We start from the raw sequence: 26,725 nt of genomic DNA, 5'->3' as shown, positions 1-26,725 counted from the left end.
CACAAATCGTGGCGGACCAGGCGGCGGACAGCAGGAGGAGGGCGTCAGGAGCGTGATTCGGCGCGGCACTTGACAGACTCCTGCTCCGTCAGTGACAGGGATCTCGTGCTACGCCCTTTTCTTCTTCAAGCGGTAGGGAGTCTTTTGCCGCAGGAAGTCCTGCTTCGCTGCCTCAGCGGCGACAGGCAATGCAGCGACAAATGAGACTAACGCGCCCGTGGCGGCAATCACCATCGCAACGCCAAAGAGAAGTGCGCACCACGGTGAGAGGCTGTAGATCAGCGCGATCACGGCGGTCGCGATCGAGGCCTAGCCAACCAAGTACCCAGTGTTGTGGATGACCCGGATCAAGGGCACGCGCAGCAACGCAGGCGACGTCAGCTTCATCCACATCCAAAGCTGGTCGCGAAATCCCATGCTTAGCCAGACCGGGAGCGCGACGGATGCGCTTGCGAGAGAGACCAGCTGGGAGGTCTTCTGCACGCCGATTTGTGCGATCAGAAGGATGATGGCGAGCGATGCGCCGGCTGCTGCGAAATGCAGAGTGCGCGTTGCCTCCAAGTCCTCGCGGGTCGTGATCTTGTTGAGGTAGCCCGTGATCTCTGGACTGGGCGGCGTGTTCATGCGCGCCGCCCGATCTTGCTGACTGCAGCTGTGAGTGTGTCGACGGCAAGCTGCGCGAAGCGCTGGGTGGAGCGCGCGTCCTTGTGGCCGAGCACTTGATTCCGAGTCTTCGGAAGGCGCTTGCGAGCCCGGATGCGGCCGGCCCCTGGAATGACGTGGTCGAACCCAAACCCGAACGCACTTCGGTCGCGGTCGCGGTAGATCGGCATGAGGCTTTGAACTCCAGGATGTCGGCTTCGTCGAAGACTACCTGCCGGCCTATGCGGGCGCAGGGAATGGGCCCGGCCGGCGCGGCCAAATCGTACACGGCGCGGCTGGACACCCCGGAGAATGGCGGCGGCTCGGGCGGCAAGCTTCTGAGGAAATAGACACTCGTGGGGACATGCCCTGGCGTTCCGGTTGAAACATTGGGTGCACGCCTACGCCTCTTTCGGCCGGTCCACCCAGTAGGTGAGTACTCTGACTTGCGGACGGTCAATCCCCAGGTTTGCACCGCACTTCACTGGTGGGCGCCGCCCAAAGCCGCTCCGGTGACAATCTCGGTGACAGTTCAGGTTTCCGCGCGCATCAGTCGCGGGTTTTGCGGAGGTTCTGTGCGCTGTTGACGAGCACGGCCTCGACCGCCGCACTTCGATCGGACAAGTAGCCGAGAAAGACATTCACGTAAGCGTCGTACTTGCGCAGGAGTCGCGCGTACGTTGCCCAGTGCAGATGCTTTGGCTTGGCGCCGTGGCCACGGATGACGCCGGGCGGCCACTCGAACATGCGCCTGATTGCATTGGCTTGGCGCAGAGCACGGGCCGGTGTCGTTTCGCGCTGGCTTCGATAGGCGAGCTGCAAGCAACGTCGACAGGCGAACGCGCCACGCCCATACAGGACTGCCGTCCGAGCTGCGCAGACCGGACAAACCCACCACCAGCGGAAACCGCCGAAGTGGCAGGGAGTCGGCGCGAGCTGGATGTCGAAGACAAGCTTGCGCCACCGACCTGACTCGAGCCAGCTCGACTCGATGCCGATCATGGCGGCGCCCGTGCCGTGGGCGAGAGCGCGGGCCGCGGGAACAGGCCCAGCGCCCCACGCCAACGCAATGAGTGCCCCCGGGACGAGTGCACCTTGTTTGACAAGCGGCCGGATATCAAGGCGCCAGAAGTCATCTGTGCACCTGCGCCCGTCACGCCGCCCGCTTGACATGCCGCCCATCTTTTTACGAAATCAACAGCGAACCGGCAGGTGTTGCTTACTTGGCTGTTGCTTTGGGCTTGCGACCGCGCTTCTTAGCGACCGGCTGGCGCTTGACTCGGGGCGCCTCCGTTCTCGAGTCCTCGAATGTGAGCTCGCAGGAGACACCAAGGTCCTCCAGGTAGCGGAACACCTTATTCGCGTCGACCCACACGCGAGCGTCCAGCACCTCAGAAGCTTCAGCAGCCCCGACGTCTAGCGCCAATCCAGCAGCTTCAGGAGTCGCTGCAGCGCGCTGGTGGAGCGCCCGGGTGAGTGCCAACCTGGCGGCATCGACTGGGCGCACCTGGATCAGGACCCCTCCGTCGTGCTGCGCAGGCGGTAAGTCGCCCGTTACTGTCACGTGCTGGTGCAACGCTTCGAACAAGCGTTCCTCGATGCCCGCAAGCAGCGAGTTCGCAACCCTCGCGCTCTTCACGTAGTCCGGGACATCGGGGAACACCAGCTGCCATGTGCCGGCGGCATTTTCGATGACTGCTGCGTACTTCATTGCTCTCACCTTTCAAGCTGATGGCACCGGGGTGCCGGTTGGAAAATTGGTGCGCCGCCGATTGGGGCAGGAGGGGCGCGTGGCCGGCACTTTCGCTCCGGGGTGGTCGCCGCCGGGGGAAACCGCCTTATCCCGCCATCTGAGGCCCCTCGGGTACCTCTGCCTTATCTACGGCCCTTCAACCAGTAGCCCCCCTACCCCCATACGGAGAAGGAAGGCACTTCAACTGATCACCCGCGCATTCGACTGATACCGGCTGGCCTCTCTCAGTCGCCCCAGGTCGCGCGGCCCCTCTCGGGTCAGCCAACACCTGCCTACTTCCATCGGAGTTGCACCGGGGTAGGTAACGGTTTCTGGCGGGGAACGCTGCCCCGGTGTTTCTTGTCCTGGCGGCCCATGCAGGCCCAGTTGCATTGGCGCGGGACCCACGCCTGTGCATCACGGGTACGGCATTGCGTACTTCGCTGCGATCAGGAACGAGCGGAGCGCGGGCGCCTGGCAGACGGGATGCCGGCGCCGTTGCGCGGTACACAGGTAGGGGGAGCGGTCGGCTTTCCGGCCTGAGCCTTCTTCTCGACGTACGCTTCGAGATCCGCTTCGCGGACCACTGTCGCCTTGGGGCCAAGGCTGATTAGCTGGGGAAAATCAGGGTCAGTCTTGGCCTTCAGCCAGAACGTGGAAAGCCCTATCCCGAGAGCTTGAGCCGCCTCTCGCGGCCGGAGGTTCTTCACCATCTTTGCGCACTCCGCTGAAAGACCAACAACGAAGTTGGTCTAGGTGCGCGATGGTTCGTCTAACTCGATCCAATTACGAGAGTTGAGCTGGCTGGATGCTCATTGAGCTGGCTCACTGGCATTTTCGGAACTACCGATGCAGTTCGCCCTCCCAGTCTCGGAACCAGCCGGTGAGGACATTCTCGTTCTGAAACATTGGGAACTGATCCATGATGTGCCGGGCCAGAGGCGCCTTCTTTCCTCGGAACTTCGGCTCATCCCTGAGCTTCAACCACATCTCTTTAACAGCTTTCTTCGCTAGCTGCTTTTCATTGTTCGCCAAGCCCGCGATGGCGTTCTCTCGCGCCATGTCGCTCCTGGCCTTTATCCGAGATAACGGAGGCCCTGCATTTGCGAGCGCGTCTCCGGCGCGCAGCACCTCCTCAACTGCCATAGCTGCATCGACGGAATCTATGCTTTGAATAGCACTGTCAATCCACACGAGACAAAGCATGCTCCAGAACTGGCCTGTCCGAGCCGAATCTTTGGGGCTTGCCAAGACCAAGTCGTGGAGCAGCATGGCCTCTGAGGATCCCTGCGAATACTTCTGAGGATCCAATGGCGCCAGTCGCTCAAAGGTCTTTTCGGTGTATTGCTCCCAGTTGAACGTCTTTGCGTGGGCGCGTAGTGCCGTCAAAACGGCACTGCACTGCGTGTGCCACGTGTTCATGTCCGGCAATCCAGCCTGTCCAAGGTTTCGCATGGCGCGATACCCGAGCAGCAGAAGCTCAGGAGCCTCTTCGCTCGCGAGCAGGGTCTTACCAGCTTCATCGCGCAGCTCGTAAGTTTCACCACCGAGGTACGAGCGGACTGGGTCGAAGTTAAAAAAGAGGCGTCCCGGTTTCCAATGCGCCCACGCTCCGTTCATTTGACCTCCTTCAATGCGACACGGGGATGGGAGGTGCGTGCGCCGATTGATCGATTGAGAGTTCGGATGAGCAGATCTAATGCGTCCCGCTTCTCCGCCATGTACTCATGCGCGTCGTAGTGCCGCTCCTGAACTCCTCCAATGCCGTGAGACTGCAACAGTCCGCGCACGTGCAGCGAAACGCCCGCCTCTGCCAGTGCCGTCTCGATGCCGCTTCGAACTCTCTTGAGCTGGAAGCCTTGCAGGCCGGCTGCGCGCGCCACTTCGGCCGCCCATGCCGTCAAGCTGGTTGGGTGCATAGGCGTGGTGCCGCCGTCGGTTGAGAGCACAAAGCCGTCCTTGGGGAGCTGTCGAAGTTCCCTAGCAATGACGTCCGTCTTCGGGAGCAGGTGCTCCCGCGGCTCGGCCCGCCGGCCCTTGGCATCCATCAACCGGACAGAAAACGCAGACACATCCGCTGATCGGAGTCGGACGAGTTGAGCAGGGCGCTGCCCTCCCATGGCCACGTGGAGCCGAAGCGCGGCTCCGATGGAGCCTTCCTTCTTCCGCAATTCACGCCAATACCGCTGTAGATCGATCAGCGGGAGCGGGTTCTTCTCCGCCCGGCTCGGAATGGGCGCAGTCGCTTCGACGGGGTTGCTGACCACCATGAACGGAATGAACCCCGAAGGCAGTCTTGCATCAGAGTCGGCTTTCAAGGCGCAGGCATAGGCGGCCCGCAGGTACGACCGCAGTTTCCTTGCCGTAGTGGCTTTTCCCGCCTCGACAAGCGTGCGGAGTACCACGACGATTTCTCGCTTTTCGACCTCGACTGCGGCCTTGGAAGCCAGCCCTGGATGTGCGGTGTACAGGTGATTGTGAAAGACGTTCTTCGCGCCGGCTGCGGAGACTTTGTTCTGTGCCGCCAGCCACGCTACGTATTCGTCGCAGAGAGCACGCAACGTGTTGGTGGCGCGTGCGCGGGTGAGTTCGTCCTGCTTGCGGCGCTCCTGGTCCTCCCGCTCGCGCTTGGCCACTAGTCCACCAGGGGTCTCCGCATTCAGCTTTGCAAGCTCTCGGGCGGCTTCAACGGCGGCAGCAACGGAGTAGCCACGCCCTGAGGGTTTGAGTGACTTCGGAGGGGCGCCTGAGTCATATGCCCCGATCGGGACCCTGGTGGTTTTTCCTGCTTGGGTAAAACGCCAGTAGAACTGAGCGGTGCCTGCTGGTAGGCGCCGAGCCTCGAGCGATCCGCCCATCGGGATCTTCTCCAGGACGATTGACCGGCCTAACTCCAACGCCGCGATTCGCTGCCCAGCTGTGAGCAATCGTGGATTCGCGGTGACAGTGTCGGTGACAGAATCTTCGCGCATGAGTTTGTCCTTTTGTGGACAACTCTAGACGTTTTCTCCTCTGAGAAGCAACCGGCCCAATGTCTAACGCGATCTAAGCCCGCCTAGGGGATGCTGACTCATAATCCCTTGGTCGCTGGTTCAAGTCCAGCACGCCCTACCACCGCGGCCTGCCCGCGACTTCCTCCTCGACTCGTCGTTCTCCTGCGCCGCAGGAGCCTCCCGGCGCGCCGTCCATCCGGCTGCCGTGGCCGTCGAAACATCCGCTCACATATAGTGCTCGGTGAAGGCCCGCCAGTGGCCCGCACAGCGAGGAGACGACGACGATGGGGCTGATGCAGAAGTTGTTCGGGGGCGCCGAAGCGCAGCCCTTGCCGTCCGCACGTTCGCGGGCCAGCGCGCCCCAGGGCGGCAGTGAGGGGCGGGCGGTTTCGCCCATCAGCATGCGGCGGGAGTTGCTGCGGCTGGCCCTGCGCCAGAGCCTCCTGAAGAACGGCATCCCCAGTTCCTGGATCGTCGCCGAAGCGCTCGAGGTCTCCCCGCGGGGCGGCGGCACGCCCGGGGTCCACATCCGGCTGGTGATGCAGCATTGGGAGCCGCGCCTGCTGCCCTACACGCTGTCGTTCCAGCAAGACCTCGAGCAGCGGCTGCTGGCGGTCGAACCCGAGGTCCGCAGTTGGCTGCGCGGCTTCTCCTGGCAGTACGCGAAGGTCGAAGGAGAGCCCGGCCCGATGCCCGATCCGGCCACCTGGGCCGACGGCACGCCGCAGCCGGAAAGCGCGCCGGTCGCCATGGAGCCGCCCCAGCCCGGTCCTCCCCGCAAGACCAAGGAAGATCTGGCGCGCCTGTTCGCGCAGCAGGACCGGATCCGCGCCAGGGACGAGGCGCCACCGGATTTCGCGCCCACCCAGCCGGCGAGCTGGTGAGGGCCTAGGGGCTGGCCGGCACCGGGCCCGGCTGCCGTGCCGGCCGGATCGCCAGGAGTGCCAGCAGGCACAGGCCACCGAGCGCCACCGTCCCCAGGAGTGCCTGGACGCCCCAGCGGTCCAGCGCGAGGCCGAAGGCGTAGGGCGACATCGCCTGCGTGATCCGCGCCGGCAGCATCAGCCAGCCCTGGCGGGCGCCATAGCCGCCGGCGCCGAACAAGGCCAGCGGCAGCGCGCCATTGGCCACCGTCATGATCCCGTTGCCCATGCCGTGCAGCACCGCGAAGGCGGGCGCTGCGGCCGGTCCGACCGCCAGCAGCAGCAGGGCGCCGGCCGGATGTCCCAGGGCCGCACAGCGGGCCGACAGCAGCGGGTGGTAGCGGCGCAGCAGACCGAATTCCAGCAACCGCGCCGTCACCTGCGCCGGACCGATCAGTGCACCGACCAGCACCGCCCCCGCCAGCGTCGCGCCGGCGTGCTGGAGCACGCTCGGCAGGTGGGCCGCCATGGCGGTGCTGGTGAACCAGGTGATGGCGAAGACCAGGGCGAGCAGGGCCGCGGTGCCGCGCGGCACGCGGGCCGGTCCGCCGGCCGGCGCGGCGTCCGTCGCCGCCAGCCGCACGGGCTCCGGCGCCCGCGGCAGCGTCGCGTAGAGCGCCAGTCCGAGGGTCACGTGCAGCAGGGCCCAGGCGGCGCAGGCACCGCGCCAGCCGTACGCTTCCAGCAGGGCGGCGCTCAGGGGCCAACCGATGGTGCTGGCGAAACCTGCCATCAGGGTCACGCCCGTGATCGGTGTCCGCGCCTTGGGGCCGTGCAGCCGGACCAGGCAGGCGAAGGCCGCGTCGTACAGGCCGCTGCCCATCGCCAGCCCCATCACGGCCCAGGCCGCGAACAGCCCGACCTGCCCGTCGGCGCTGGCCATGAGGGCCAGCGCCGTGGCGAACAGCACCGAGCTGCCCAGCAGCACCGGGCGACCACCGTGCAGGTCGATGGCGCGGCCTGACCAGGGCGCCGTGAAGGCGGAGATGACGAGCGCAACCGAGAAGGCGGCGTACACCGCCGAAGGCGCAAAACCCAGTTCGCGCGCGATCGGCGCACCCAGCACCGCCGGCAGGTAGTAGCTGGATGCCCAGGCCAGCGTCTGGGCGCCGCCGAGGGCCACGGTGATCCGCGCGCGAGGCTCGAGCATGGCGCGCAGTATGTCCGTGGAAGCCGTCGCCGGTGGGGCCGAAAACAGGTCGCCGACTGATGCTATACTTGCGGGCTTCGCGGCTGTAGCTCAGTTGGATAGAGTACTTGGCTACGAACCAAGGGGTCGTGGGTTCGAATCCTGCCAGCCGCACCAGATTCTTCTGGAATTCATACGGGTCACGTGTTCAGAGCACGTGACCCGTTTTTCTTTGCGCGAGCGCGGAGTCGGGCAGCGGGCCGCCGAGGCTCCTGGCCGACCGGGACGCCAGGCGGGCCGGAGGACTCCACTTGCCATGGCCGACGCGGCATGCGCAGCCGCTTGGCGTCAGGCGCTTTTACAAGTGAACCGCCGATGGGCACCCATTCGCGCAGGCCGGTCCCCGCGCGCCCGATCCCCTCAGAGCGCCGCCCAGTCCGTCGCCTTGCGGGTCTCGTTGTCCGGATGGGCGCTCCACGCCGAATCGTCCATGTGCACGAAGGCGGGGGCGTTCTCCAGCATGGTGAGGTCGTGCCCCAGTTCCTTGAGCAGGGACCGCTCCAGGATCTGGCCCGAGGGGTGGACCCACAGGCCGCCGAAGTGCGCGGCCTCGGCAGCCCAGCTGGCGGCCACCATCCGCCGGACCCCGCGCTCCAGGATCGGCAGACCGATCAGCAGGCGCAGCCCCGAGACCCGGTCCCACTTCACCAGCCGCAGCATCCCCGTCAGCAGGTGGCGGCCGTCGCGCATTACCCCGCCATGGCGGATCTCGATGTCGACGCAGGTCTTGTCGACCATCGCCCGCGCCAGCACGTCCAGGATGCACGCACGGAATTCGTCCTGCAGTTCCTCGACCGTCGCGTCCTGCACATCCATGCCGGTCTGCACGAAGGGCGCGGCGTTTCGGCGGAAGAGCTTCCGGATGTCGAACATGGCCGCGTCTCCTCGATCGTTGTGGCGGTTTTATAACGTCCGCCGTAAGTGCGAACTAAGGTCTGAAGGTATTGTCCTACAAGGCCTGATGCTCGTGTGCAACATGGGGCGGCGCGGACCAGGCGCACCTCCATCAGATCAGTGCCAGGGCGCCCCAGGCCGTTGCCGCCGCCAGGATGAGCAGTGCGACGGGAAGGACCAGCGTCCGCACGAACTGCCTGTTGCGCCAGCGGCGCCATTCCCGGGTCCTGTACCCATCCGTTTGTTTTGTCATGCCTCAGCCTCCACGGCCGATCAGACCGGAATGGAACTGACTCAACCCTGACCGGCGCCGCCAGCCCATCAGTGAGGTCCTACGCCAAAAGGACGCCAGCGCCGACAGCCCACGGTTCAGCAGGACCGTCAGAGTGGGCCCCGTGAAAGATTTCCTTACGTCATGTAAGCGGTTGCCGCCGGGCTTGGGGCTGCGACCGGGGCCGGGCGGGCGATGAACCTGCTGCAGGTCACGTCCCTGGCGAGCCGGCGCCGCGCGGTGCCGGCCGACGACCCGGCGCAGACAACCTCCGGGCCGGCGCTGGCGCGGACTCCCGCCTTGCTGCTACCGACCGACGAGCCCGAGCGACTGGCCCACCTGCGCAGCCTCGGGCTGGCCGAGCCCGGCGGCGATCCGGAAGCCGCCCGCTTCGTGGAGCTCGCCGCCATGCTGTGCGGCGTGCCGATGGCCGCGCTAACCATCGTCGATGCCACGCGCCAGCGCTACCTGGCCAGCCGCGGACTGCCGACCAGGGAGATCGCGCGTGAACACGGCCTTTGCGCACGCGCCATCGTCTCCGGCGAGCCGCTGATCGAGGTGCCCGACACGGCGCGCCTGCCGTGGTTCGATCCGCTCGTGCACGGGACGCGCGCGCAGCCCGTGCGCTTCTACGCCTGCGTGCCGCTGCGCACGCGGCAGGGCAGCGCGATCGGGACGCTGTGCGTGATGGACAGCGTGCCGCGCCGGCTCACCCGGGCCCAGCGCGAAGCGCTCCTGTCCCTGGCCGCCAGCGTTGCATCTCAGCTCGACTTGCGCCGGCAGCTGCGCGAGGCGACGCAGACGGATCGGCTCACCGGCCTGTCGAACTGGTCCCACTTCGAGGACCGGTTCGAAGCCGGCCGGCCCGAACGCGGCGTGGCCTGCTTCGTGCGCCTGAAGTCGATCAACCAGATCGGCACGGCCCACGGCTTCCGTACCGCGGACGCCTTGATCCGGCAGTTTGCCGACCGCTTGCGCGGCCTGGCTGCCGAGGGCGCCTTGGTCGGCCGCATCAAGCGCGGCCTGTTCCTGGTGTTCTTCCCCGGCGCCGATCCGGATGGCTTCGCCCAGGCCCAGGCACAGCGGCTGGCGACGCGCCTGGAGGAGCCGTACCGCGTGGATGCGCTGACGCTGGTGTGTCCCGTGCACCTGGGCTTCGCCGACTTTCCGCGCGACGGGCGCACGCTCGACGACGTCGTGAACGCCGCCGACGTGGCGCTGCAGCTGGCCATCGAGCGCGACGAGCCGGCCGTCCTCTTCGACAGCGCGGTGGCGCCGGCGGCGCGTGCGCACTACCGCCTGGAGCCGCAACTGCGCGAGGCGCTGGCGCGCGACGAGTTCATCAACCTGTACCAGCCCAAGGTGGACCTCGGAACGGGCCGGCTGGTGGGCGTCGAGGCACTGGTGCGGTGGGTGCATCCGCAGCGCGGCCTGCTGACCCCCGCCGAGTTCGTGCCGGCGCTGGAGGCCACGGGACTGATCCGCGAGGCGGGACGGCACATCCTGCGCCGCGCGGTGGCCGACTGGCGCAGGTGGCGGGAGGCCGGCCTGCGCGCACCACGCATCGCCGTCAACGTTGCCGCGGCCCAACTGCGCGAAGGGCGGTTGCTCGACGACCTGCGGGACGTGCTGGCCGGCCTGCCGGACGAACGCGAGGCACTGGCCGTGGAGGTGACCGAGAGCGTGCTCATCGGCGACATGGAACAGGCGATCGACGTGCTCGCCAGGATCCGGGCGCTCGGGATTCCGGTCGCCATCGACGATTTCGGCACCGGCTATTCCTCGCTTTCGTACATCGTCCGGCTCCCGGTCGACGAGGTGAAGATCGATCGCTCGTTCGTGGAGCGCCTCGCCAGCGACGATGCGTACCGCGGCATCGTCGCCACCTGCGTCGGCCTGGCGCGCAACCTCGGGCTGAAGGTGGTTGCCGAGGGGATCGAGACGCCGGAGCAGGCGCGCCAGCTGCAGATCCTGCAGTGCGACCACGGCCAGGGCTTCCTCTACAGCCCGGCGGTGTCGGCAGCAGAGATCGCTGCCCTGCTGACGTCGGGGCGGTTTCCCGTCTGAGCCGACGGAAGTCGGGCAGGGTGGCGGACTTGTCCGTCCTCAGGCGCCGTCGCCAGCAAGGCACGCGCACTGGCGTGCGCAGTAGTCGACCAGGGCGTCGATCTCGGTGGACTTGTCGAAGACGGCGTCGACGCCGAGTTGGGCACAGCGCTTGCGCACGCCGGCATTCACGTAGTTGCTGAACACCACGACTTTCTGGTTCGGGCGGCGCTGGGCCAGGCGCTGCACCAGCCCCATGCCCGAGCCCTGTCTCAGGAGCAGGTCGATGAGGAGCAGGTCCCAGGGATGGTCGGACGCACCGAGCCAGTCCTGCGCTTCGCGCTCGGTGCCGAGGGCCACCTGGACCCGGATGCACGTGAGCTCCTCCAGCGCACCGACGAGGTTCTCCCGCACGGTCGCGTTGTCCTCGACGATGACGGTCCGGAGTTGGGGAGGCACGGGGGTAAGGAGTGGTATCAGCTGTGTCGCACTTTTAAGCAGCGACGAGTTGGGCCAAGCGGGACCGCTACCTGAACTGCAGTAGGACGCTGCCTACCTCGACGAGCGTCCGGCCGCCGTACCATCGACCCATCGGGGGCAGGCCCCGGCGCCCCCTCACTCCACCATGCCCATCTCCCACCCGGCGCCGCAGGACGGCGTGCTCCGCATGCTCGAGCACGCCGCATCCATCGGTGTGTGGCGGCTGGATCTCGACCGCGGCGCGCTCGAATGGTCCGAGCAGCTCGCCGCCATCCATCGCGCGCCGCCCGGCTACCGGCCGGACGAACCCTTGGCCCACTACACACCCGAGAGCCGCGCCAAGCTCGCGCCCCTGCTGCAGGCCTGCATCGCCGAGGGCGCGCCGTTCGACGACGAAGCCCAGGTCTTGCAGCTCGACGGGCGTCGCTCGTGGGTGCGCGCGCTCGGCCAGCCGGTGCGCGACGAAGCCGGTCGCATCGTCGCGGTGCAGGGCGCGGTGCAGGAGATCGCCCCGCGCGGCGCGCGCGCCGCCACCTTGTTGCGGATGGGGGCGGCGCTCAGCAGCGGCGAGGCCTTCGTCACCATCGACGCCAACGGCCAGTACACCTTCCTCAACGAACAGGCCGAGCGCCTGCTGGGCAGCGATGCACAGCAGCTGCTCGGGCGGCGCCTGTGGAACTCGTTCCAGAAGACGGTGCGCCTGCGCCTGGAAGAGCAGTTCCGCACCGCCTGCGCCAGGGGCGCACGCCTGGAGTTCGAGGAACTGGACGCCAGGCTGGCGCACTGGTTCGAGGTCCGGGCTTTTCCCTTCGCCGGCGGGATGGCGGCGCACCTGCGCGACGTCACCAGCCGGCGCAAGGCGCAAGAGCAGTTGCGCCTGCTGGAAGGCAGCATCTCGCGCCTGAACGACATCGTCATCATCACCGAGGCCGGCCCGTTCAGCGAGCCCGGCCCGCGGATCGTGTTCGTCAACGAGGCCTTCGAGCGTCGCACCGGCTACAGCCGCGACGAGGTGGTGGGCCGCAGCCCGCGCTTCCTGCAGGGACCGAATTCGCAGCGCCGGGCCCTCGACCAGATCCGTGCGGCGCTGGAGGAATGGCGGCCGGCGCGGGTGGACCTGATCAACTACAAGAAGAACGGCGAGCCCTACTGGGTGGACCTTGACGTCTCGCCGGTGTGGGACAAGCAGCGCAAGCTCACGCACTGGGTGGCCGTCGGCCGCGACGTCACCGAACGCAAGCTGGCCGAGGAGAAGATCCAGCACCTGGCCTTCTACGACGCGCTGACCAAGCTGCCCAACCGGCAGCTGCTGATGGACCGCCTGCACGCGGCGCTATCCGACCCCGCGCGGCCGCGCGAAGGCGCGCTGATGTTCATCGACCTCGACAACTTCAAGGTCCTGAACGACACCCTGGGTCACCAGAAGGGCGACACGCTGCTGCAGCTGGTGGCCGAACGGTTGCGCTCGTGCGTCTCCAAGGGCGACACGGTGGCGCGCCTGGGCGGCGACGAGTTCGTGATCCTGCTGGAGAACCGGGGCGACAAGCCGCTCGACCCCGCCAAGGGTGCGCGTGCGGTGGCCGAGCGCATCCTGGCTGCGCTGGGCGAGCCCTACGTGCTGCCGGGTTACCTGCACCACAGCACCTGCAGCATCGGGGTGACCCTGTTCGGCCACACCGACCGCACGGTGAGCGAACTGCTCAAGCAGGCCGACCTGGCCATGTACCAGGCCAAGAACGCCGGCCGCAACACCGTCTGCTTCTTCGATCCGGAGATGCAGGCGGTGGTGAGCGCGAACGCCGCCCTGGCCTCCGACCTGCGGCAGGCTTGGCGCGAGACGCAGTTCCAGATCGACTACCAGCCGCAGGTGGGCCACGACGGTCAGATGATCGGCGTGGAGGCCCTGTTGCGCTGGAAGCATCCGCAGCGCGGCATGGTCCGCCCCGACCACTTCATCGCCGCGGCCGAGGAGACGTCACTCATCATCCCCATCGGCCGTTGGGTGCTCGACCAGGCTTGCGCGCAGATCGCGGCCTGGGCCCACCGCCAGGAACGGCGCCACCTCACGGTCGCGGTCAACGTCAGCGTGCGCCAGTTCCGCCACCCGGAGTTCGTCGACGAGGTGATGAGCGCGATCGAGCAGTCGGGAATCCAGCCGCACAAGCTCAAGCTCGAGCTGACCGAAAGCCTGCTGGCCGATGGCATCGACGTGACGATCGCCAAGATGGGCCGCCTGAAGGCCATGGGCGTGACCCTGTCGCTGGACGACTTCGGCATCGGCTACTCGTCGCTGTCGTACCTGAAGCGGCTGCCGCTGGACCAGCTCAAGATCGACCGCGAGTTCGTCAAGGACATCCTGACCGACGCCAACGACGCGGCCATCGCCAAGGCGGTGATCAACCTGGCCCACAGCCTCGACCTGGACGTGCTCGCGGAAGGCGTGGAGACCGAGGCGCAGCGCGAGTTCCTGGCCCGCCAGGGCTGCCACTCGTACCAGGGTTACCTGTTCTGCAAGCCGCTGCCCATCGACGAGCTCGAGGCGTTCATGGAACGGCTGCCGGTGGAGGCGCCGGCCTGAGAGCCGTCAGACCGGCGCGATCTGCAGCGGCGTCGTCGCCACCATGCGCGGGATGCGCATGACGATCTGGTCCTGCGTGCGCAGCAGCTCGATGCTCTCGGACAGCGCCAGGGCCTGCACGTCGTTCCAGTCCAGGGCCCGGTAGCCGGGCTCCGCCGCGATGGCGTCCACTGCGCCGTCGTCGTCGCTGCGCGGCGTGCAGCGCACGGTGAGCACCGCGAAGCCGGGCGAGATCTCGGCCAGCACAACAAGGTCGCTGGGCTTGCCGGCGGCGTCGGCCATCGACAGCAGCGAAGCAGCCACCAGGTGCCGCAGGGCCACGCGGGACACCTCGAAGTCGGCCTCCGGCACCTCGTTGGCCAGGGTGCAGCCGCGGAAGTTGAAGCTGCTGCGCAGCAGCGCCACGCAGTCGTCCACGCCGTCGCGCAGGCGGGTCGTCTCGTCGTCCGACGGCGAGATCCAGGCCGCCACCTTGAGCGACGTCATCACGGCGTCGCGCGCCAGCCGGTTCATCTTGCCGATGCTGGCCTCGAGGTCGGCAGGCGAGGGCGTGCCGCGCTCCAGCCGCGCCGTCAGCACTTCGGCCAGCATGGCAACCGCCTGCAGGTGGACGACCATGTCGTGCTTGAGCGCGGGCGCAAGCCGGCGCAGCACGCCGTAGCGGGCCGCTTCGGCGTTGGTGCGGGGGCGGCGCGCGGACGGCTGGGCCTGCGCGGTGCCCTGAGTCTGGGCGGCGACGCTCATCGGGCGAGCCTTGTGGAATTCGGCGACGTTGCTGGCCTGACTGCTCGGTTCATGTGACTGGATTGTTGGGAGCGGGGCCGTGAATCATCGTCAGGCGATGACATCGGGGGGTGTAGGAGATCACCGGTGTCGCGCTTGCCGGCTTCAGGCCGCCAGCACTTCCTCGTCGCACACCCGTGCCCAGGCTGCCTGCACGGCGCCGCGCGCCTCGTCCCAGGTGAGGCGGGAGCGGCCCTTGACCCGTTCCCAGTCCAGCCGCAGCGTGTCCTCCAGCTCGTCGAAACGGCCGCTGCGGCGCAGCGGCGCCGTGTAGCCCACGCGGTAGGCCGGCCCATAGTCGTCGTAGCCCAGCCCGGCGCGGTAGTACGGCTCGGTGCGGAAGCTCAGCTGCCAGTGGGCATCTTCGGCGGTCGGGTTGATCAGGCGCGTGGTCATGGGCGGCGGTTCTCCTTCGCGCGATGGTGGGGCTGGCCCAGCAGCAGCAGGGGCAGAAAGGGACGACGCCGCATGTAGGACAGCGACGCCGACGCGTCCGCCGCCGGTGGCTATGCTTGGGATCATGAGCAAGGCGTTCACCCGTGAAACCGACAGCGAGGACGACGAGGACGCAGGTCCGGCGTTGCCGCCCAGCGGCCGCAACTACATCACCCCCGCAGGCTACGCGCGGCTGCGGGCCGAACTGCTGCAGCTGATCGACGAGGAGCGGCCCAAGGTGGTCGAGGTCGTGCACTGGGCCGCCAGCAACGGCGACCGGTCCGAGAACGGCGATTACCTGTACGGCAAGAAGCGGCTGCGCGAGATCGACCGCCGCATCCGTTTCCTCACCAAGCGGCTCGAGATCGCCGAGGTCACCGATCCCACGCTGCACCACGGGCACAACCAGGTGTTCTTCGGGGCCACGGTCTCCTATGCGGAAGAGTCGGGCGCCGAGCGCACCATCACCATCGTGGGCATCGACGAGGCCGACAGCCTGCACGGCCAGGTGAGCTGGATCTCCCCGATCGCGCGTGCGCTGCTCAAGGCCGCCGAAGGCGACGTGGTCAAGCTCGTCACGCCTGCCGGCGTGCAGGAGGTCGAGGTGCTGGAGGTGCGCTACCCGGCGCCGCAGGCCGCGTCAGCTGCCTGAGTGCCCGGCGCGCAGCCGCTGGGCGCGCATCACCGAGGGCGTGCGCTTGAGGGTGCGCATGACGGCCTCCAGGTGCGCGCGGTCGCGCACGGCGATCAGGAAGCGCAGGTCGGTGGCGTCCTGGCCGCGGTCGTCGTCCATGTCGACGTGGGTGATGTCGGCTTCCACACCGGCTAGCGCCGACGCCACCCGGGCCAGCACGCCCTTGGTGTTGGCCACCGTCACCATGACCATGGTCTCGAACGGCCGTACCGGCTCGTCGGCCCACTCGACGCCGATGAAGCGCTCGCTGTCCTTGTGCTGCAGCCGCCGTGCGACGGCGCAGTCCTCCATGTGCACCACCAGGCCTTCGCCACGGCCGAGGTAGCCCACGATGGCATCGCCCGGCACCGGACGGCAGCAGGCGGCGAACTGCACCGAGGCGTTCTCGCTGCCATCGAGCACCACGCCGCCCTGCGAGACGTTCTCGTGCGCGGTGTAGCGCTCGCGGGTCATGAGCAGGGCGTCGGGGCGCTCGCCGCGCTCGGTCATCAGCGTCATCAGGCGCTTGGCCACGATGCCCGCGATGCGCTTGCCCAGGCCCAGGTCAGTGAGCAGCTCGGCCCGGCTCTTGTTGCCGGTGAAGCGCAGCAGCCGCTCCCACATGGCGTGGTGTTCCTCGTCGTCGGCCGGCGACCGTTCGATGCCTTCGGCGCGCAGCGCCTGGGCGAGCAGCTTCTCGCCCAGTTCCTGCGATTCGGCCTGGGCCAGCGACTTCAGGTGGTGGCGGATCTTGGAGCGCGCGCGCCCGGTGCGCACGAACCCCAGCCAGGCCGGATTGGGGGTGGACACGGCGGCCGTCACGACCTCGACCACGTCGCCGTTCTTCAGCTCCGTGCGCAGCGGCACCTGCACGCCGTTGATCTTGGCGGCCACGGTGCGGTCGCCCACGTTGCTGTGGATGGCGTACGCGAAGTCGACCACCGTCGCGCCGCGCGGTAGCGCCAGGATCTGGCTCTTGGGCGTGAACACGTAGACGGCGTCGGGGAACAGGTCGATCTTGACGTGGTCCCAGAACTCGGCGGCGTCGCGCGTCTCGTGCTGGATGTCCAGCAGCGACTGCAGCCACTTGGTGCCCAGGCGCTCGGCGGTGTCGGCGTCGGTGGGGTTGGCCTTGTACAGCCAGTGCGCCGCCACGCCCGACTCGGCCACCACGTGCATGGCCTCGGTGCGCATCTGGAATTCCACGTTCACGCCCGAGGGGCCCACCAGCGTGGTGTGCAGCGACTGGTAGCCGTTGACCTTGGGGATGGCGATGTGGTCCTTGAAGCGGCCCGGCACCGGCTTGTAGGTCTGGTGCAGGATGCCCAGCGCCGTGTAGCAGTCGGTGACCGACGGAACGACGACGCGGAAGCCGTAGATGTCTGTGACCTGCGCGAACGACAGGTGCTTCTCGTCCATCTTGGTGTAAATGGAGTACAGCGTCTTCTCGCGGCCGGCGATGCGCACCTTCATGCCGGCGGACTCGAAGGCCTGCTCGACCTCGCGCTGCACCTTCTGGATCAGGTCGCGGCGGCGGCTGCGGGCCCGCGCAACCGCCTTGTCCAGCACCTTGTGGCGCCACGGGCGCAGGTGGCGGAATGCCAGTTCCTGCAGTTCGCGGTAGGTCTGGTTCAGGCCCAGGCGGTGCGCGATCGGCGCGTAGATGTCCAGCGTCTCGCGCGAGGTGCGGCCCCATTTCTCGCGCGGCACGTCGTCCAGCGTGCGCATGTTGTGCGTGCGGTCGGCCAGCTTGATCAGGATGACCCGGACGTCGCGGGCCATCGCCAGCAGCATCTTGCGGAACGACTCGGCCTGGCTTTCCTCGCGGGTGTTGAACTGCAGCTTGTCGAGCTTGGTCAGGCCGTCGACCAATTCGGCCACCGGCGCGCCGAAGCGCTCGATGAGATCGGGCTTGGTGACGCCGCAGTCCTCGATCGCGTCGTGCAGCAAGGCCGCCATCAGCGCCTGGGCGTCGAGCTTCCATTCGGCGCACTGCGCCGCGACGGCGATGGGATGGGTGATGTAGGGCTCGCCGCTGGCGCGGATCTGGCCCAGGTGCGCCTCGTCGGCGAAGCGGTAGGCCTGCCGGACCTGCTCCACGTCGCCCGGCTCCAGGTAGTCCAGGCGCGCCGTGAGCGCGGCAAAGCTGGCGGCCGCGGCATTGGCGGCGGCCGGACTGGGGAGGACGGGGGTGGGGCGCGAGCCCTTGCCCGTCCTGGAGGGGAGGACGGCACTCACGCCCCTAATGTAGCCGCAGGCCCGGTGAGGCGCGCGGCAGCAAGAAAAAAGCACCGCGTGGGCGGTGCTCTTTGGACGGGCTCGACGCCCGGTCAGGCCGGAAGTGGCCCGTTCAGGACGAGATGTGCATGACCCGGTGGGTGATCGTGGATCCCGGCGTGCGCCGGGATGCCCGGCCCGGCTGCGCTCAGCCGGGCACCTTCTTCAGCATCTCGAGGCCGATCTTGCCGTCGGCGATCTCGCGCAGGGCGGTGACGCCGGGCTTGTTCTTGCTCTCGATCTTGGGTGCGTGGCCCTGGCTCAGCATGCGGGCGCGGTAGGTCGCGGCGAGCACCAGCTGGAAACGGTTGGGGATCTTCTCGAGGCAGTCTTCGACGGTGATGCGGGCCATGGCGGTCTCAAGTCAGGGGATGTGGAGGGCCTCGAAGGTCTCGGCCCGGGCGCGGCGTTGGGCGGAATACTTCAGGCGCTGGGCATGAACGATGGCCTTCAGGTCGAAAAGGGCTCGCTCGAACAACTCGTTGATTATAACGAAGTCGAATTCCGTCGCCTTGGCCATCTCCTCGGCCGCGTTCTGCAGGCGCAGTTCGATGACGTGGGGGGCATCCTCGCCGCGCCGCTCCAGGCGCGAGCGCAGTTCCTCCCAGCTCGGAGGCAGGATGAAGACCAGCACCGCATTGGCGAAGATGCGCTTGATCTGCAGCGCGCCCTGGAAGTCGATCTCCAGGATGACGTCGGCGCCCTGGGCGATGCGGTCCTCGATCATCTTCTTGGAAGTGCCGTAGCGCTTGCCGTGCACGTGGGCCCACTCGACGAACGAGCCGGCCAGCACCATCTGGTCGAATTCCTGGGCCGAGACGAAGAAGTACTCGCGGCCGTGCTTTTCCTGGCCGCGCGGCGGCCGGGTGGTGTGCGAGACCGAGGGCTGCACCTGGGAATCGAGTTCCAGCAGGGCCTTGACCAGGCTCGACTTGCCGGCCCCGCTGGGGGCGGCGACGACGAAGAGGTTGCCGGGGTAGTCCATCTAGGTGGGGCTCGTGCGCCTACTCGATGTTCTGGACCTGCTCGCGCATCTGCTCGATCAGGACCTTCATGTCGACGGAAATGCGCGTGAGTTCCAGCGCGGCCGACTTGGAGCCCAGCGTGTTGGCTTCGCGGTGCAGTTCCTGGATCAGGAAATCCAGCCGCTTGCCGATTTCGCCGCCCTTGCGGACCAGCCGTTCGATCTCGTCGACGTGGGCGGCCAGCCGGGTCAGTTCCTCGGCGACGTCGATGCGGATGGCAAAGGCGGTGGCCTCGCTCAGGGCACGGTCCTGGGCGGCTTCCGGCGTCGCGGCGCCCTCGGCCAGCCCCATGGCCTCGTTCCAGCGCTCCAGGAAGCGCGCGCGCTGCTGTTCGACGAGTTGGGGCACCAGCGGCTTGGCCTGGGCGGCCAGTTCGCGCAACTGCTGCAGGTGGCCCAGGAGCATGTCGGCCAGCCGGGCGCCCTCGCGGGCGCGGGCGGCCAGCAGGTCGTCCAGCGTCCTGGCCGCCAGCTCCTGCAGCGGCGCAGCCAGATCGCGCGGGGCTCCCTCGTCGGCGGCGCCCAGCCGCAGCACGTCGGCCACGCCCAGGGCGGTGGCGTCGGGCAGCCAGGTGCGCACGGTGTCCTGCAGCGACGCCAGCCGCTGCAGCAGGCGCGCGCTGGGTTCGCGCACCGAGTCGGAGGCGGCGCTCTCGACGCCGGCGCGCAGTTCGACCTTGCCCCGCTTGAGCTTTCCCTGCAGCAGTTCGCGCAGCGCAGGCTCGTGCTGGCGCAGGTCTTCCGACAGGCGGAAGGAGAGGTCGAGAAAGCGGCTGTTGACCGAGCGGATCTCCAGCCCCACCCGGGCCGCCGGGCCTCGGCTTTCCTGACCTGGCGCGGCCTGCGCCATGCTGTGCTGGCCGCTGGCATAGCCGGTCATGCTGTAAACTGCCATCGACTCTTCAGGGGTGTTGCGGGATACCGAGGATAACCGGGGCGGTCGAGGCCCCTACAGTCTCAAATTATGTCAAAGGTCAAGCCAGCGCCCTTGCCACCGGACACGGTGATCGGTGGCTACCGCGTTGTGCGAAAGCTCTCGGCCGGCGGCTTCGGGGTGGTCTACCTCTCGGTCGACAACGAAGGGCAGCAGGTCGCGATCAAGGAATACCTGCCCGCCTCGCTGGCCGGCCGCGCTCCCGGCGAGCTGCTGCCGCAGGTGCAGCCCGAGAAACTCTCCCTCTACCGCCTGGGCCTCAAGAGCTTCTTCGAGGAAGGCCGCTCGCTCGCCCAGATCTCGCACGCCTCGGTGGTCAGCGTGCTGAACTTCTTCCGCGAGAACGAGACCGTCTACATGGTGATGAACTACCTGGAGGGCGCGACCCTGCAGGACTTCATCATCACCGCGCGCGAGCTGAAGAAGCAGAAGGTGTTCCGCGAGTCCACCATCCGCTCGCTCTTCGACGAGATCCTGCGCGGGCTGCGCATCGTGCACCAGCACAAGATGCTGCACCTGGACATCAAGCCGGCCAACATCTTCATCACCGACGACAACAAGGCGGTGATGATCGACTTCGGCGCGGCGCGCGAGGTGCTGTCCAAGGAAGGCAACTTCATCCGGCCGATGTACACGCCCGGCTTCGCCGCGCCCGAGATGTACCGGCGCGACTCGTCGATGGGCCCGTGGACCGACATCTATGCCATCGGCGCCTGCATCTATGCCTGCATGCAGGGCTACCCGCCCAACGACGCCCCGCAGCGCCTCGAGAAGGACCGGCTGGCCCTGGCCCTGTCGCGCCTGCGCGGGGTCTACTCGGACAACCTGATCGAGGTGGTCGAATGGTGCATGTCGCTCGACCCGCTGTCGCGCCCCCAGTCGGTGTTCGCCCTGCAGAAGGAGCTCAGCCGCGAGGGCGAGCGGCGCTACACCAAGCTCACCGTGGGCGAGAAGATGCGCCTGCAGTTCGACAACATGGTGTCGGACACCAAGAAGAAGGCGACCGTCGGCGCCAAGCTCAAGTGAGTCGCGGGCGATGAAATTCTCCGTCTTCCAGATCAGCCGCAAGGGCGGCCGCGAGAAGAACGAAGACCGCATGGGCTACTGCTACACGCGGGAATCGGGCCTGTTCGTCCTGGCCGACGGCATGGGCGGCCACCCCGAGGGCGAGGTCGCCGCGCAGCTGGCGCTGCAGACCATCTCGGCGCTGTACCAGAAGGTCGCGCGGCCGACGGTGGCCGACCCGGCCGAGTTCCTGGCCAGCGCGCTGATGGCGGCGCACCACCAGATCATCCGCTACGCCAGCGAGAAGGGCATGCTGGACACGCCGCGCACCACCGTCGTGGCGGTCATCCTGCAGGGCACCTCGGCCACCTGGGTGCATTGCGGCGATTCGCGCCTGTACGCGGTGCGCGCTGGCGAACTGCTCACGCGCACGCGCGACCATTCGTACCTGGAGCAGCACGGCCCCGGGGCGGCGCGGCTGCAGCAGATCAACCGCAACATCCTCTTCACCTGCCTGGGCTCGCCCACCAAGCCGGTGTTCGACGTCACCGGCCCGGTCACGCTCCAGGAAGGCGACAAGCTGATGCTGTGCTCCGACGGCCTGTGGAGCTCCGTCCCCGACGCCGAGATCGTGCGCCACCTGGCCGGCAAGCCGGTCTCCGAATGCACGCCCGAACTGGTCGAGGTGGCGCTGCGCAACGGCGGCCCGGGCGGCGACAACGTCACCGTCATCGCACTCGAGTGGGAAACGCCCGACGCCTTCGAGTCCACCCATGGCGTGTCCACCGACAGCATCTCCGACGGCGTGTTCGCCTCCACCATCCAGGCCGGCGTGATGGACACGCTCATCGACGACCTGGACGATGCCGCCATCGAGCGCTCCATCGCCGAGATCAACGAGGCCATCAAGCGCTCGGCCGCCCGCAAGGGCTGAGGCCGGCGTCCCGGCGCCGCGCGGGCGGCGCCGACTTTTTTGCGAGAACCAGCCATGGCTTACACCAGGACCGGCGGCCGCGCCGCCGACCAGCTCCGCCCCGTGCGCCTCACGCGCGGCTTCACCATCCATGCCGAGGGCTCGGTCCTCGTCGAGTTCGGCCAGACCCGCGTGCTGTGCACCGCCTCGGTCGAGGACAAGGTGCCGCCGCACAAGCGCGGCAGCGGCGAGGGCTGGGTCACGGCCGAATACGGCATGCTGCCGCGCGCCACCCACACCCGCAGCGACCGCGAGGCCGCGCGCGGCAAGCAGAGCGGCCGCACGCAGGAGATCCAGCGCCTCATCGGGCGTTCGCTGCGGGCCGTGTTCGACCTGAAGAAGCTCGGCGAGCGCACCATCCACCTCGATTGCGACGTGCTGCAGGCCGACGGCGGCACCCGCACGGCCGCCATCACCGGCGCCTTCGTGGCGGCGCAGGACGCGGTCAACAAGCTGATGGCCACCGGCAAGCTGGCGGTCTCGCCTATCACCGGGCCGGTCGCCGCGGTATCGGTGGGCATCGTCCAGGGCATCCCCATGCTCGACCTCGAGTACGTCGAGGACGTGGCCTGCGACACCGACATGAACGTCGTCATGACCGGCGCCGGCCACTTCGTCGAGGTGCAGGGCACCGCCGAGGGCGTGGCGTTCACCCGGGCCGAGATGGACCAGCTGCTGCGCCTGGCCGACAAGGGCGTCGCCGAGCTCGTCGAGCACCAGCGCCGCGCGCTCGAGGGCTGACCCCGCGGCCCGTCCCGCCGGGTCGGGCGGGCGACAATCGGCCATGTCTTCGCGCATCGTCCTGGCCTCCAACAACCGCGGCAAGCTGGCCGAGCTGCGGGCCATGCTCGAGCCGCTCGGGCTGCAGCTCGTGCCGCAGGGCGAGCTCGGCATCCCGGAGGCCGAGGAGCCGTTCCGCACCTTCCTCGAGAACGCGCTGGTGAAGGCGCGCCATGCGGCGCGTTACAGCGGCCTGCCGGCCATCGCCGACGACGCCGGCCTGTGCGTCGACGCCTTCGGCGGCCTGCCGGGCGTCGACACCGCCTACTACGCCACCCAGTTCGGCTATCCCAAGGGTGATGAGCACAACGTCCGGGCCCTGCTGGAACAGATGCGCGGCGTCGACGACCGCCGCGCCGCGCTGGTCAGCACGCTGGTGGGGGTGCGTTCGCCCGAGGATCCCGAGCCGCTGGTGGCGGTCGGCCGCGCGGTCGGCGAGATCGCGCGCGAGCCGGCCGGCGAGCACGGCTTCGGCTTCGACCCCGTCATGTTCCTGCCGTCCTTCGGCCGCACCTTCGCCCAGCTCGCGCCCGAGGTGAAGAACGCCAACAGCCACCGCGGGCAGGCGGCGCGCCAGATGGTGCAGCTGATCCGGGAGCGCTGGCTGTGAGCATTCCCATCCGCGTGCCGGTGCAGGCGGACTCCCAGCCGGCCGTACCGGCGCGCGACCTCGCGCACTACATGCGGCCGGGCCTGCTGCAGCTGCCGGCCCTGCCGCCGCTGTCGGTGTACGTCCACCTGCCGTGGTGCCTGCGCAAGTGCCCGTACTGCGACTTCAACTCGCACGAGGTGGCCGGCGAGCCGCCGTTCGACCGCTACCTCGACGCCGTGCTGGCCGACCTCGAGGCCGCGCTGCCGCTGGTCTGGGGGCGCACGGTGCACAGCGTCTTCATCGGCGGCGGCACGCCCAGCCTGTTTCCGCCCGCGGCCATCGCGCGCCTCGTGGGCGACCTGCGCGCGCGGCTGAAGCTCGAGCCGGGCTGCGAGATCACGCTGGAGGCGAATCCCGGCACCTTCGAGCGCGACCGCTTCCGTGGCTACCGCGACGCCGGCATCACCCGGCTGTCGATCGGGGTGCAGAGTTTCGACGACGACCACCTGCGGGCGCTGGGCCGGGTGCACGACCGGGCCCAGGCCGTCGCCGCTGCCGAAGAGGCCGCCGCGGCCTTCGAGACCTGGAACCTCGACCTGATGTACGCGCTGCCGGGGCAGGACCTGGCGGGCCTGGAGCGCGACCTCGGCCAGGCCCTGGCGCTGCTGCCGCCGCATCTGTCGGTCTACCACCTGACCGTGGAGCCGAACACGCTGTTCGCCAAGTACCCGCCGCCGCTGCCGGACGATGACCTGGCCTACGCCATGCTCGACCGCATCACCGAGGTGACGGCCGTCCAGGGGCTGGAGCGCTACGAGGTCTCGGCCTATGCCAAGCCGGGCCATGCCTGCCAGCACAACCTGAACTACTGGGAGTTCGGCGACTACCTGGGGCTGGGCGCGGGCGCCCACGGCAAGCTGAGCTTCGCGCACCGCGTGGTGCGCCAGATCCGCTTCCGCGACCCCCGGCTGTACATGGACAACGCGCTCGCCGGCCGCGCCATCGCGCAGGAACAGGAGGTCGGGCGCGCCCAGCTGCCGTTCGAGTTCATGCTCAACGCGCTGCGCCTGCGGCACGGCTTCTCGCTGCAGTCGTTCTTCGAGCGCACCGGCCTGCCGCTGTCGGCCATCGCGCCCCAGCTGGCCGAGGCCGAGCGGCGCGGGCTGCTGGAGCGGCAGGGCGACACGGTGCGTCCGACCGGGCGCGGCTTCGACTTCCTGTCCGACCTGCAGGAGCTGTTCGTCGGCGAGTGATTGGCCGGCCCGTCCTACAGACGCCGGCGTGGTGCCGTCCACCATGGGCGCTTCGAAGGAGCAGTGCATGTCCGACGACAAGACCAAGGTGGGCGGCCAGGACCGCGAGCGCATCGACGTCAACGAGGCCTACGAACTGCGCGACTGGGCCAGGAGCATGAGCACCACGCCCGAGCGCATCAAGGAGGCCGTGCAGGCCGTGGGCGATCGCGCCGACAAGGTGCGCCAGTTCATCTGCGAGCAGGCGCGCGCCCGCTGAGCGTCAGCCGGCCGGCTGGTCGGTGCCGTGCTGGGCCTGGGTCTGCGCCTTCCGACCGAGGTGCGGCAGCACGCTGGAGGCGCCGTGCCCCGAGCGCCCGTGCTGGCCGATGGCGCCGTACCAGCTGCGCCGCTCGCCGGCCAGTTGCATGCCTGAGCGAGGGCCGCTCCAGGCGCGCGAGTCCCGCACCGTCTGGCGGGCCAGCTCGTCGCCCAGCCCGGTGACCTCGGCGACCGAGCGGGCCGCCTCGGCCGGCGAGGCGCCGGCCGCGCGCAGGAACTCCATGGCCTTGGGCAGGTTGCAGCCATGGCCGAGGGACTCGCGCAGCAGATCGTCGTAGCTCACGCAAAAGATCCTAGCGCAGCGTTCCACCCGGGCGCCAGCGCCACCCGCCCGATCCCGATCCGGGCGCCGGCGCGCCAGACGTCCAGCCGCGCACGCATCCATCCAATGCCCCTGCCGACCACTCGGAATCGGCCACGGGGGCCAAACCGTGCCAGAATCCGGTGCGTTACTTGGATGAATCAGCGTTTCATATGCAAAACACAAGTACTTCTTCCGCCGGCCCGCTCCTGAGCGGCCGCAGGATCCTCGTCACCGGCGGGGCGCGTGGCCTGGGCGAGGCGTTTGCCCGCGCCTGCGTGGCGCAGGGTGCGCAGGTGGCGCTGACCGACATCCTGCACGAACGCGGCGAGCAGGTCGCGGCCGAGCTGGCCCAGGCGCATCCCGGCGCCGCCTTCTACCTGCCCATGGACCTGGCGTCGCCCGAATCGATCGCCCAGGCCACCGCGCAGGCGGCCGAGCGCCTGGGCGGCCTCGACGGCCTGGTGAACAACGCCGCCATCACCAACTCGGGCGGCAAGCCGATGGAAGAGATCGGCGTGGACACCTGGGACCGCGTGATGGATGTCAACGTGCGCGGCACCTGGCTGGCCACCGTCGCCGCCCGGCCGTTCCTGGCCGCCTCCGGCCGCGGCCGCGTGGTCCACCTCGCCTCCGACACCGCCCTGTGGGGCGCTCCCCGCCTGATGGCCTACGTCGCCAGCAAGGGCGCCGTGATCGCCATGACGCACGCGATGGCGCGCGAGCTGGGCGCCGACGGCATCACCGTCAACGCCGTCGCCCCCGGCCTCACCCTGGTCGAGGCCACCGAATACGTGCCCGAGGCACGCCACCGCTACTACCAGGAAGGGCGCGCCATCGCGCGTGCCCAGGTGCCGGCCGACGTCGCCGGGCCGGTGCTGTTCCTGCTGTCCGACGCCGCCTGCTACGTCACCGGCCAGGTGCTGCCGGTCAACGGCGGCTTTGTCATGCACTGACCCGCCCGGGTCGCCCGCTACCGCTTTTCTTCCTCCTTCCTCCATCCCTCCAGGAGCCTTCGATGTCCCTCGCCGCCGCCAACGAGCCGCAGTTCAACGCCCTCGGCCTGCTCGACCCGCAGACCCCGCCCGAATCCGAGATCCAGGCCGCCATGCTCGCCCAGCCGGGCCAGAGCTTCGCCGACTGGATGGAAAGCCGCGTGGCCCGCAGGTCCACCCGCCGCTACGACTGGGACGCGCTCAAGTTCCAGGCCGACTACGACCCCACGTACCGCCGCGCGCAGATGCGCTACGTGGGCACCGGTGGCACCGGCGTCATGAAGGACGTGAACACCGTGCCCTCGGGCCACTTCACCTTCTCCACCATGGTGATCCCGGCCGGCAACATCGGCCCCTCGCACATCCACTACGACGTGGAAGAGGTCTTCTTCGTGCTGCGCGGCGCGATGAAGGTGGTCTGCGAGAAGGACGGCCAGCGCTGGGAGGCCGTGCTGCAGGAGCGCGACCTGATCTCGGTGCCCCCCGGTGTCTACCGCGAGGAGCACAACATCGGCGACGAGGACGCCCTGATGTGCGTGATGCTCGGCTCGCCCAGGCCGATCACGCCGGTCTACCCGCCCGACTCGCCGCTGGCCAAGATCAAGCGCGACCTGCAGCGCTGATCCGGGCA

Annotated in this window: 31 protein-coding genes and 1 tRNA gene; 13 read left to right on the top strand and 19 right to left on the bottom strand. The window is 68.5% G+C overall.

From position 1 onward, the window contains the following. Nucleotides 1-108: 108 nt before the first annotated feature. The 8 genes from GON04_RS10930 to GON04_RS10895 all read right to left on the bottom strand — a co-directional run bounded on the left by GON04_RS10930 (nucleotide 109) and on the right by GON04_RS10895 (nucleotide 5,346). Nucleotides 109-291: a hypothetical protein gene (locus tag GON04_RS10930; protein ID WP_157397903.1), complete on the bottom strand. Its 183-nt coding sequence runs from the start codon at nucleotides 289-291 to the stop codon at nucleotides 109-111. A gap of 18 nt (nucleotides 292-309) precedes the next feature. After that, nucleotides 310-624 (bottom strand): hypothetical protein, encoded by a 315-nt coding sequence (locus GON04_RS10925; RefSeq protein WP_157397902.1) that lies wholly within the window; start codon nucleotides 622-624, stop codon nucleotides 310-312. Next, entirely contained in the window at nucleotides 621-833 is a 213-nt protein-coding gene (locus GON04_RS10920) for a hypothetical protein (RefSeq protein ID WP_157397901.1), read from the bottom strand. The genes GON04_RS10925 and GON04_RS10920 overlap by 4 nt, the downstream gene beginning before the upstream one ends. A 358-nt stretch (nucleotides 834-1,191) precedes the next feature. After that, nucleotides 1,192-1,644: a hypothetical protein gene (locus tag GON04_RS10915; protein ID WP_157397900.1), complete on the bottom strand. Its 453-nt coding sequence runs from the start codon at nucleotides 1,642-1,644 to the stop codon at nucleotides 1,192-1,194. Between the two features lie 217 nt (nucleotides 1,645-1,861). After that, nucleotides 1,862-2,353, bottom strand: coding sequence for a hypothetical protein (locus GON04_RS10910; RefSeq protein WP_157397899.1), 492 nt, complete (start codon nucleotides 2,351-2,353; stop codon nucleotides 1,862-1,864). Nucleotides 2,354-2,823: 470 nt separating this feature from the next. After that, nucleotides 2,824-3,087 (bottom strand): helix-turn-helix transcriptional regulator, encoded by a 264-nt coding sequence (locus GON04_RS10905; protein ID WP_157397898.1) that lies wholly within the window; start codon nucleotides 3,085-3,087, stop codon nucleotides 2,824-2,826. Between the two features lie 130 nt (nucleotides 3,088-3,217). Further along, nucleotides 3,218-3,994: a hypothetical protein gene (locus tag GON04_RS10900; RefSeq protein WP_157397897.1), complete on the bottom strand. Its 777-nt coding sequence runs from the start codon at nucleotides 3,992-3,994 to the stop codon at nucleotides 3,218-3,220. Then, nucleotides 3,991-5,346, bottom strand: a complete 1,356-nt coding sequence (locus tag GON04_RS10895) for a site-specific integrase (RefSeq protein ID WP_157397896.1) — start codon at nucleotides 5,344-5,346, stop codon at nucleotides 3,991-3,993. The genes GON04_RS10900 and GON04_RS10895 overlap by 4 nt, the downstream gene beginning before the upstream one ends. 314 nt (nucleotides 5,347-5,660) lie before the next feature. Here GON04_RS10895 and GON04_RS10890 point away from each other — a divergent pair, with 314 nt between their 5' ends. After that, nucleotides 5,661-6,251 carry a hypothetical protein gene (locus tag GON04_RS10890; RefSeq protein ID WP_157397895.1) on the top strand — a complete coding sequence of 197 codons (591 nt, stop codon included), beginning with the start codon at nucleotides 5,661-5,663 and terminating at the stop codon, nucleotides 6,249-6,251. Nucleotides 6,252-6,255: 4 nt separating this feature from the next. On the opposite strand, the gene GON04_RS10885 is transcribed toward GON04_RS10890, so the two are convergent. Then, a complete protein-coding gene (locus GON04_RS10885; protein WP_157397894.1) occupies nucleotides 6,256-7,440 on the bottom strand; it encodes an MFS transporter in 1,185 nt (394 codons plus the stop codon). A 79-nt stretch (nucleotides 7,441-7,519) separates the two neighbouring features. On the opposite strand from GON04_RS10885, the gene GON04_RS10880 reads away from it, so the two are divergent. Next, nucleotides 7,520-7,596 (top strand) — tRNA-Arg (locus GON04_RS10880). A gap of 243 nt (nucleotides 7,597-7,839) precedes the next feature. On the opposite strand, the gene GON04_RS10875 is transcribed toward GON04_RS10880, so the two are convergent. Together GON04_RS10875 and GON04_RS10870 are read right to left on the bottom strand one after the other, a co-directional pair. Beyond that, nucleotides 7,840-8,352, bottom strand: coding sequence for a hypothetical protein (locus tag GON04_RS10875; protein WP_157397893.1), 513 nt, complete (start codon nucleotides 8,350-8,352; stop codon nucleotides 7,840-7,842). Nucleotides 8,353-8,485: 133 nt separating this feature from the next. Further along, nucleotides 8,486-8,626, bottom strand: coding sequence for a hypothetical protein (locus tag GON04_RS10870; RefSeq protein WP_157397892.1), 141 nt, complete (start codon nucleotides 8,624-8,626; stop codon nucleotides 8,486-8,488). 213 nt (nucleotides 8,627-8,839) lie between these two features. Between GON04_RS10870 and GON04_RS10865 the strand changes: the two genes are divergently transcribed. Further along, nucleotides 8,840-10,711: a putative bifunctional diguanylate cyclase/phosphodiesterase gene (locus GON04_RS10865; protein ID WP_157397891.1), complete on the top strand. Its 1,872-nt coding sequence runs from the start codon at nucleotides 8,840-8,842 to the stop codon at nucleotides 10,709-10,711. A 39-nt stretch (nucleotides 10,712-10,750) separates the two neighbouring features. Here the strand turns inward: GON04_RS10865 and GON04_RS10860 are convergent, their stop codons facing one another. Further along, nucleotides 10,751-11,149 (bottom strand): response regulator, encoded by a 399-nt coding sequence (locus GON04_RS10860; RefSeq protein ID WP_181653991.1) that lies wholly within the window; start codon nucleotides 11,147-11,149, stop codon nucleotides 10,751-10,753. Nucleotides 11,150-11,315: 166 nt separating this feature from the next. Here GON04_RS10860 and GON04_RS10855 point away from each other — a divergent pair, with 166 nt between their 5' ends. Continuing rightward, nucleotides 11,316-13,748: a bifunctional diguanylate cyclase/phosphodiesterase gene (locus GON04_RS10855; RefSeq protein ID WP_157397890.1), complete on the top strand. Its 2,433-nt coding sequence runs from the start codon at nucleotides 11,316-11,318 to the stop codon at nucleotides 13,746-13,748. Between the two features lie 6 nt (nucleotides 13,749-13,754). Here the strand turns inward: GON04_RS10855 and GON04_RS10850 are convergent, their stop codons facing one another. Continuing rightward, nucleotides 13,755-14,492: a hypothetical protein gene (locus GON04_RS10850; RefSeq protein ID WP_157397889.1), complete on the bottom strand. Its 738-nt coding sequence runs from the start codon at nucleotides 14,490-14,492 to the stop codon at nucleotides 13,755-13,757. Nucleotides 14,493-14,636: 144 nt separating this feature from the next. Further along, complete coding sequence (locus tag GON04_RS10845; RefSeq protein ID WP_157397888.1) at nucleotides 14,637-14,927, bottom strand: hypothetical protein; 291 nt, start codon at nucleotides 14,925-14,927, stop codon at nucleotides 14,637-14,639. Between the two features lie 124 nt (nucleotides 14,928-15,051). Between GON04_RS10845 and greB the strand changes: the two genes are divergently transcribed. Then, nucleotides 15,052-15,618, top strand: coding sequence for a transcription elongation factor GreB (gene greB / locus GON04_RS10840; RefSeq protein WP_157397887.1), 567 nt, complete (start codon nucleotides 15,052-15,054; stop codon nucleotides 15,616-15,618). Here greB and GON04_RS10835 read toward each other — a convergent pair. The 4 genes from GON04_RS10835 to GON04_RS10820 form a co-directional block, all read right to left on the bottom strand. Continuing rightward, nucleotides 15,607-17,877: a RelA/SpoT family protein gene (locus tag GON04_RS10835; RefSeq protein ID WP_181653990.1), complete on the bottom strand. Its 2,271-nt coding sequence runs from the start codon at nucleotides 17,875-17,877 to the stop codon at nucleotides 15,607-15,609. The two genes, greB and GON04_RS10835, sit on opposite strands and share 12 nt — an antisense overlap. A gap of 187 nt (nucleotides 17,878-18,064) precedes the next feature. After that, nucleotides 18,065-18,268: a DNA-directed RNA polymerase subunit omega gene (gene rpoZ / locus GON04_RS10830; protein WP_135262476.1), complete on the bottom strand. Its 204-nt coding sequence runs from the start codon at nucleotides 18,266-18,268 to the stop codon at nucleotides 18,065-18,067. A 12-nt stretch (nucleotides 18,269-18,280) separates the two neighbouring features. Next, a complete protein-coding gene (gene gmk / locus GON04_RS10825; RefSeq protein WP_157397886.1) occupies nucleotides 18,281-18,901 on the bottom strand; it encodes a guanylate kinase in 621 nt (206 codons plus the stop codon). A 19-nt stretch (nucleotides 18,902-18,920) separates the two neighbouring features. Further along, complete coding sequence (locus GON04_RS10820) at nucleotides 18,921-19,835, bottom strand: YicC/YloC family endoribonuclease (RefSeq protein ID WP_157397885.1); 915 nt, start codon at nucleotides 19,833-19,835, stop codon at nucleotides 18,921-18,923. Nucleotides 19,836-19,904: 69 nt separating this feature from the next. Between GON04_RS10820 and GON04_RS10815 the strand changes: the two genes are divergently transcribed. The 6 genes from GON04_RS10815 to GON04_RS10790 all read left to right on the top strand — a co-directional run bounded on the left by GON04_RS10815 (nucleotide 19,905) and on the right by GON04_RS10790 (nucleotide 24,736). Then, nucleotides 19,905-20,900, top strand: coding sequence for a serine/threonine protein kinase (locus GON04_RS10815; protein WP_157397884.1), 996 nt, complete (start codon nucleotides 19,905-19,907; stop codon nucleotides 20,898-20,900). Nucleotides 20,901-20,910: 10 nt separating this feature from the next. Beyond that, nucleotides 20,911-21,813: a PP2C family protein-serine/threonine phosphatase gene (locus GON04_RS10810; RefSeq protein ID WP_157397883.1), complete on the top strand. Its 903-nt coding sequence runs from the start codon at nucleotides 20,911-20,913 to the stop codon at nucleotides 21,811-21,813. A gap of 54 nt (nucleotides 21,814-21,867) precedes the next feature. Then, nucleotides 21,868-22,593, top strand: coding sequence for a ribonuclease PH (rph, locus tag GON04_RS10805; RefSeq protein ID WP_157397882.1), 726 nt, complete (start codon nucleotides 21,868-21,870; stop codon nucleotides 22,591-22,593). A 43-nt stretch (nucleotides 22,594-22,636) separates the two neighbouring features. After that, nucleotides 22,637-23,242: an RdgB/HAM1 family non-canonical purine NTP pyrophosphatase gene (rdgB, locus tag GON04_RS10800; RefSeq protein ID WP_157397881.1), complete on the top strand. Its 606-nt coding sequence runs from the start codon at nucleotides 22,637-22,639 to the stop codon at nucleotides 23,240-23,242. Between the two features lie 71 nt (nucleotides 23,243-23,313). Next, the gene (gene hemW / locus GON04_RS10795) at nucleotides 23,314-24,477 is read left to right on the top strand and encodes a radical SAM family heme chaperone HemW (RefSeq protein ID WP_220132915.1); all 1,164 of its coding nucleotides are present in this window, start codon (nucleotides 23,314-23,316) and stop codon (nucleotides 24,475-24,477) included. Between the two features lie 67 nt (nucleotides 24,478-24,544). Next, nucleotides 24,545-24,736 (top strand): DUF3606 domain-containing protein, encoded by a 192-nt coding sequence (locus GON04_RS10790; protein WP_157397880.1) that lies wholly within the window; start codon nucleotides 24,545-24,547, stop codon nucleotides 24,734-24,736. Nucleotides 24,737-24,739: 3 nt separating this feature from the next. On the opposite strand, the gene GON04_RS10785 is transcribed toward GON04_RS10790, so the two are convergent. Beyond that, nucleotides 24,740-25,081, bottom strand: a complete 342-nt coding sequence (locus GON04_RS10785) for a hypothetical protein (protein ID WP_157397879.1) — start codon at nucleotides 25,079-25,081, stop codon at nucleotides 24,740-24,742. A gap of 191 nt (nucleotides 25,082-25,272) precedes the next feature. Here GON04_RS10785 and GON04_RS10780 point away from each other — a divergent pair, with 191 nt between their 5' ends. Both GON04_RS10780 and GON04_RS10775 read left to right on the top strand, forming a co-directional pair. Continuing rightward, on the top strand, nucleotides 25,273-26,055 hold the full coding sequence (locus GON04_RS10780; protein ID WP_157397878.1) for an SDR family oxidoreductase: 783 nt from the start codon (nucleotides 25,273-25,275) through the stop codon (nucleotides 26,053-26,055). A 152-nt stretch (nucleotides 26,056-26,207) separates the two neighbouring features. After that, nucleotides 26,208-26,717, top strand: a complete 510-nt coding sequence (locus tag GON04_RS10775) for a cupin domain-containing protein (RefSeq protein ID WP_157398470.1) — start codon at nucleotides 26,208-26,210, stop codon at nucleotides 26,715-26,717. Nucleotides 26,718-26,725: the final 8 nt, after the last annotated feature.

It is taken from the genome of Ramlibacter pinisoli (assembly GCF_009758015.1).
Lineage (GTDB): Bacteria > Pseudomonadota > Gammaproteobacteria > Burkholderiales > Burkholderiaceae_C > Ramlibacter > Ramlibacter pinisoli.
The sequence above is the reverse complement of the archived record's forward strand: the minus strand, read 5'-3'. Positions and strand labels throughout refer to the sequence as shown.